The sequence below is a fragment of the Dietzia sp. NPDC055343 genome (assembly GCF_053645265.1).
Genome location: NZ_JBSHMJ010000076.1, coordinates 1 through 5,427, shown reverse-complemented (window position 1 = coordinate 5,427; position 5,427 = coordinate 1). Strand labels below are relative to the sequence as shown.

Below are 5,427 nucleotides of genomic sequence, written 5' to 3'. Positions count from 1 at the left end.
CTTCCCGTCCGACGCCACGTTCGTGCTGCAGAACGGCAAGCCGTCGGTGACGGTCGACGGGGCCGAGCACCCCGTGGGCCGCGAGCTCACCTTCGACACGACCGTGGTGCCCGCCCAGCAGGTGGCTGGTATGCCAGAGCGGTGTACCCGTGGTGCGGCGGACACGGTGCTGGTAGTTCATTGACGTTCTACTCGTGCGATCGGGCACTTTCCGCTCGGGAGGCTGACCTGAGTGTCAGCCGACGAGCTTCGCGCGCAGGATCTCGATCGTCTGCTCAGTCAGCCCCAGACCGTCGGTGAGGTAGCTCTCGACGTCGTCGTAGTCGTCGTCCAGCTGGTCGATCCCCGCCTGGAGGTACCCGGGCTCCACGATGAGCAACGGGTAAAGGTTGTCCGCCGCCTCCGGGCGGAGGGCGCCCGAGATGATCTGCATGATCCGCTCGTTGTCCTGTTCGAGGTTGGCGTTGCTGAGCAAGTAGTCCTCCATGATCGTCTCCCGGTCGATGCCGGCGATCGAGAGCAGCAGGAAGCCCACCCAGCCGGTGCGGTCCTTGCCGGAGGTGCAATGGAACAACTGCGGGTCACCGTTCTCGGCGAGTCCCGTGAGCACCTGGGCGAACTGGCCGCGGGTCTGCGCGTCGGTGACGAACCCGCGGTTGGTGTTCACCATGTGTTCGCGCGACTCCTCCGCGCTCTGGATCTGCATCGCCATCTCCACGATGTCCGCGAAGTTGATCGGCACGTGCACGTACTCCGTCTGGTCCGGGAGTACGGCCTGGCCGCCGACGTACGGATTGTCGATCTCGTCCTGCGCCCGCATGTCATACGAATGGGTGATACCCAGCGCGGCGAGCGTCGCCAGGTCCGCTTCGCTGGTCTTGAGGGGGGCATTGGCGCGGAAGAACACGCCCGTGTTGAGCGGGCCGTACTCGCCCGCGTAGCCGCTGCCCGCGACGTCACGGAAGTTCTTGATCGACTCCAGGACCGGCGCCTGGGGACCCTGCGGGGCAAGTGAGCCCAGGGAACCGCCCAGGTCCAGCGAACCCTGCGCACTGAGTGACCCCAGAGCCGCCGGTGCCGGGGCTGTGCCGGCGGCGGGGTCCGCCGAGGACGCGGTCGCGCCGGCGACGGCGAGGGCTGCGGCGAGAGCAACCGCGGAGGTGCTGCGACGAAGGTTCATCGTGATCCTCTTTCTTGGGCCACCGGGCGGAGCCCGGACTGCGGGGTGGGAGGGAAACCGCGGCACGCGAGGGCGTGCGCGCAGGAGATCTATGGTGCGACTTCTCCCATCGAGTGGAATCCGTACCGCGGGTAGGTGCCGATGACGGCGAACTCGGACAAGCCCTCGCCGACGAGCGTGCGGCCGTCCTGATGGGTCTCGAACCGGGAGTGATTGTCCACCGGGCAGAACAGCTTCTTCCAGTCCTCGATCTCCGAGACCGGCTGGCGCTGCTGCTGCACCACCTCGTGGCCCTGCCACATCCCGTGCCGCCAGTCCTCCTCGAGCCCGTAGCCGGTGCCCACGCCGAGGTAATTCGGCAGGATCGGCGTGCAGTGCACGCGGAGCGTCTCCTCCAGTCCGCCACCCTTCTTGGGCGCGTGGAAGGTCAGTACCGCCGCTGCGGCCTCTCGGCCACCGGGATGGAACGTGAGGTCGTGCTCGGGACGGCCCAGACGCTCGGGCGCCCGGTCGGGATCGCGCCAGACGCGGGTGGCGTCCTCGATTACGCGGGTGCCGTCGTGGTCCTCCTGCATGATGGTGACGATCACGAACTCGTCGAACTGCATGACCGCGTAGATCCAGAAGAAGCAGTGCTCCTTGACGATCTCGGGGTCGCCGCGACGTCCGGGTGGTTCTGCCTCGCCGACCGGGCGCACCCCCCCCACGAGCGGTCGCGGTTGCCGGCCCAGTCGCGGTCGGTCACCTCGATCCGCTCACCATCCACGGTGATCGACCCGTTCCAGGTTCCGGCCTGCACGAACCGTTGGGTGTTGAAGGTGACCCGTTCGAGATCGCGCATGAAGTGGCGGGTCTCGAGCGTCGCGGGCGCCCCGGCGGTGAACGTCAGGTCAAAGGACAGTGCCGGGTTGTTTTGGCTGGCCTCCAGGACCACGCGCAGGATCTTCAGGCCCTCGATCACCTCGACACACAGTGGCCCCACGCTGGTGTCCGACCGGTCGGCGCCGAGTGCCCTGGAGGATCGCACCACCAGGTGATCGTCGCCGCGGCGCAGTACGGCGAACGCGTCGGTGACCCCGAGGTTGGGGTACTGGCCCAGGCCGATGATGAGCATAAGCGGTTCGCCGCCTGTGGCCAGCCGGGGATGGCAGTTGAAGCAGTAGCGATCGTAGAAGTTGCGGTCCGAGGTGGCCACGTGCCGGATCGGCTCGGCGATCTGATGCACGGGGTAATCGTCCATGGGGGAGAGCACGGCGGTCACAGCCCTTTCGCGGCGAGGTCGGTCCAGTAGGTGCCGGCGAGCATGGCCTCCAGGCTCGCGCGGTGCATGATCATGTCGTCGGGATCGGCCGATGCCTCGGCTGCGCCGAACGCGATGGTGCGGCGTTGGATTCGGTACATGATCACGGCCTGCCGGAGCGCGGCGTAGGTGATGAACCAGTCCAGATGCCGGACCTCATGGCCTGTGCTACTGCTGTAGTGGGCGGCCACGTCGGCGCGGCGCAGCAGATCGGGCAGGCCGGGGAGTTCGGCCATGGCGGCGATGTCCTCGAAGAACCTGTGGAGGAAGATCATCCAACCCAGGTCGAGTTCGCGCGGGCCGAGGGTGACCATCTCCCAGTCGAGAACGGCCGCTGGTCGGAAGTCGCGGAAGACGATGTTGCCGATGCGGGAATCGCCACAGCACAGCACCGCGTCGCCCTCGATGGTGGGCTTCGTGGCGTCGAGCTGGTCCAGCGCCCGCTCGATCAGGGGGGAGCGCGGACCGCCGTCGCTCGCCCACTCGTAGTAGGCCCGCTGCTGCGCCACATGCGCGCGCAGTGCCTGGTCGGCGGTGACCGGGCCCGCGGCGGCACCGATCGTCGTCCGCGCCAGCGGAGGGCACTGCGCCCAGGGCTCGGCGATGGAGTGCAGATCGGCGAGTACCCGGACCGCGCTTCGTTGCAGGGTGGCGCGCTGCTCTGCGGTGGCCTCGTACACCCAGCCCTCGAAGTTGTACGGCATCACGTCCACGGGGATCAGTCCATCGACGCGGTCCATGATGAGGAACTCGCGCCCCAGCGGAGCCTCGGACTCCTCGTGCCAGAACACGTGGGGGACCGGGACGGTCGACTGCTCGGCGACCAGCCGCATGACCTGGGCTTGAAGGGCGAAGTCGTAGCGCGGGAAGACCGGCATCGCATCGGGAAGCGGTGCGAGGCGTGCGACCAACCGGTGGAGTCGGGGCGTTCCACCCTCGTCGTTCCACGTCGCGTCGACGAGCACAGTGTCGCTGGACATTCCGCTGGTGTCCGGGACAGTCACGTCGTCGACCCGGGCTGCGGTGTCCGCGCCCAGCGTGTCATTCAGCCAACGGTCGAGTGCGACGGTCAGGTGTTCGGCGTCGGCGCGTGCACCGGACGGGCGCGCGACCTCGCTGACGCGCTGTCCGGTTCGGTTGAGGCGGGCACAGCAACTCCTCGTTTGTCGATACAGTTTGTAACTGCTCAGTCGTGACACAATGTAATGACAAGAGGAAAAATGTGCAATAGGTCACAAGGAGATTTGTCAGTTGTCCGACGAGATGGCGTCCGCGAGAACCCGTGAAACCGGCGACGGAACGCGGGCCAGGACGGTGCACCGACTGGGACCGCAACGTAACCCGGAGATCGACGGCGCGGTCCTCGATGCCACCCGAACCCTGCTGGTGGAGCGTGGTTATGGCGGCACGAGTATCGACGCGATCGCGACCGTGGCGGGGGTGGGGCGACCGACGATCTACCGCCGGTGGCGCACAAAGGCGCACATCGTCCACGACGCGATCTACCCGTCTATCGAGCCGGCCGATATGGGCCAGGCAGACCTGCCCTCACGGATCGGGTTGCTCGTGTCCGGCGCCTATGCGCTCTTCGGCCAGCCGGCAGCGCGGGCCGGTGTGCCGGGGCTGATGGCGGCGACACGCTCGGACCAGGAACTCCGGCAACGCCTCGTCACCGAACAGCTTGATCCGGTACGGGCGGCGCTGCGGCATATGCTCGACGAGGGCATCGCGACCGGGGAGGTCCGCGCGGACGTCGACGTGGACACGCTGCTCGACGCGATCGCCGGTGCGGCGATCTTCGCCCTCGGGGTGCGGGACGAGGCGGACGCCGCAGAACGCGCCGCGGCGATGACGACCCTACTTCTGCGGGGGATCACTGCGCGGTGAACGGAAGGCGACCGTCCACACCCTCTGGCGGACGGCCGCCTCCGACTACTGTGTCAGGGCACCCCGGGTCCGGACCCCGTTCTCACCGCCGGCGGTAGGTGGCCCCCCGGTGTGAGTCCGGAAGGTGGTCGCCGTGACCGAACATGCGGGCTCGTAGAGTGCCGGGTTCGGCGTCCAGCGGATACCGTCCCCGGCGCTGCAGCTCGGGCACGAGATGCTCGATGACGTCCTCCCAGGTGCCGGGATTGAGCGCGTAGGCCAGGTTGAAACCGTCGACATCGGTGTCCGCCATGTAACTCTCCAGGGCGTCGGCCACGGTGACCGCCGAGCCCACCACCACCGGTCCGCCCGTCGCGTTGAACCGGGCGCTGTCACGCAACGTCCAGCGTCCGTCGGCATCCGAGGCCCCCGACAGGCTCGACACAGTGGTCTGGATGGCTTCAGTTGCGACCGGGTCCATGGGAGCGTCGAGATCCTGTCGGGATAGATCAATTCCGGACCATCCCGAGTTGAGCACCAGATTTCCCGTCTCGGAGGCGTAGGAGAAGATGTCACGGTACTTCTCGGCGGCCGCCTCATCGGTCTGATCCACAACGATCGTGAGCAGCGCGTACACGCGTGCGGCATCCCGGCCCCGCCCGGCGGCCTCCAGCCCCTCACGGATCCGGCTGACCTGGTCACTGGTCTGGGCGATGGTCGGGGAGGCCACGAAAATCGCCTCCGCGTGCTCGGTGGCGAAGCGGATCCCCCTCTCGGAGGCGCCGGCCTGATAGATGACCGGGGTCCGCTGGGGAGAGGGCTCGGACAGGTGAACTCCCGGAACGGTGAAGTACGTTCCCTCGTGGCGGATCGGGTGGACCTTTGTCGGATCGACAAACATGTCACTCTCCGCATCGAGCACCACGGCGTCGTCGTCCCAGGAGGCCTCCCACAGCTTGTAGAGCACTTCCAGGTATTCGTCCGCGCGGTCGTACCTCTCGTCATGGGTGAGCTGGTCGCTCTCGCCGAGGTTCTGCGCTGCGCTCTTGAGGTATCCGGTCACCACGTTCCATCCCACCCG

At 67.5% G+C, this 5,427-nt stretch carries 5 protein-coding genes and 1 pseudogene; 2 read left to right on the top strand and 4 right to left on the bottom strand.

Translation table 11 applies throughout. The features are described 5' to 3' along the window. The coding region (locus ACWIE7_RS18175) for a hypothetical protein (protein WP_454070186.1) at window positions 1–184 on the top strand (184 nt) is incomplete at its 5' end. A 51-nt stretch (window positions 185–235) separates the two neighbouring features. Here ACWIE7_RS18175 and ACWIE7_RS18170 read toward each other — a convergent pair. The 3 genes and pseudogenes from ACWIE7_RS18170 to ACWIE7_RS18160 form a co-directional block, all read right to left on the bottom strand. Beyond that, entirely contained in the window at window positions 236–1,180 is a 945-nt protein-coding gene (locus tag ACWIE7_RS18170; RefSeq protein WP_454070185.1) for a tyrosine-protein phosphatase, read from the bottom strand. Between the two features lie 89 nt (window positions 1,181–1,269). After that, window positions 1,270–2,420, bottom strand: a pseudogene (locus ACWIE7_RS18165) (hypothetical protein). Window positions 2,421–2,437: 17 nt separating this feature from the next. Next, window positions 2,438–3,460 (bottom strand): phosphotransferase family protein, encoded by a 1,023-nt coding sequence (locus ACWIE7_RS18160; protein ID WP_454070184.1) that lies wholly within the window; start codon window positions 3,458–3,460, stop codon window positions 2,438–2,440. A gap of 271 nt (window positions 3,461–3,731) precedes the next feature. Here ACWIE7_RS18160 and ACWIE7_RS18155 point away from each other — a divergent pair, with 271 nt between their 5' ends. Continuing rightward, window positions 3,732–4,367: a TetR/AcrR family transcriptional regulator gene (locus ACWIE7_RS18155; protein ID WP_454070183.1), complete on the top strand. Its 636-nt coding sequence runs from the start codon at window positions 3,732–3,734 to the stop codon at window positions 4,365–4,367. 82 nt (window positions 4,368–4,449) lie between these two features. Here ACWIE7_RS18155 and ACWIE7_RS18150 read toward each other — a convergent pair. Further along, window positions 4,450–5,427, bottom strand: a 978-nt coding sequence (locus tag ACWIE7_RS18150) for an NtaA/DmoA family FMN-dependent monooxygenase (protein ID WP_454070182.1), incomplete at its 5' end; no start/stop codon positions are given.

Coding starts and splice junctions, on each gene's coding strand:
- ACWIE7_RS18170 (WP_454070185.1), bottom strand. CDS start 1,180: ATGAACCTTCGTCGCAGCACCTCCGCGGTTGCTCTCGCCGCAGCCCTC.
- ACWIE7_RS18160 (WP_454070184.1), bottom strand. CDS start 3,460: ATGTCCAGCGACACTGTGCTCGTCGACGCGACGTGGAACGACGAGGGT.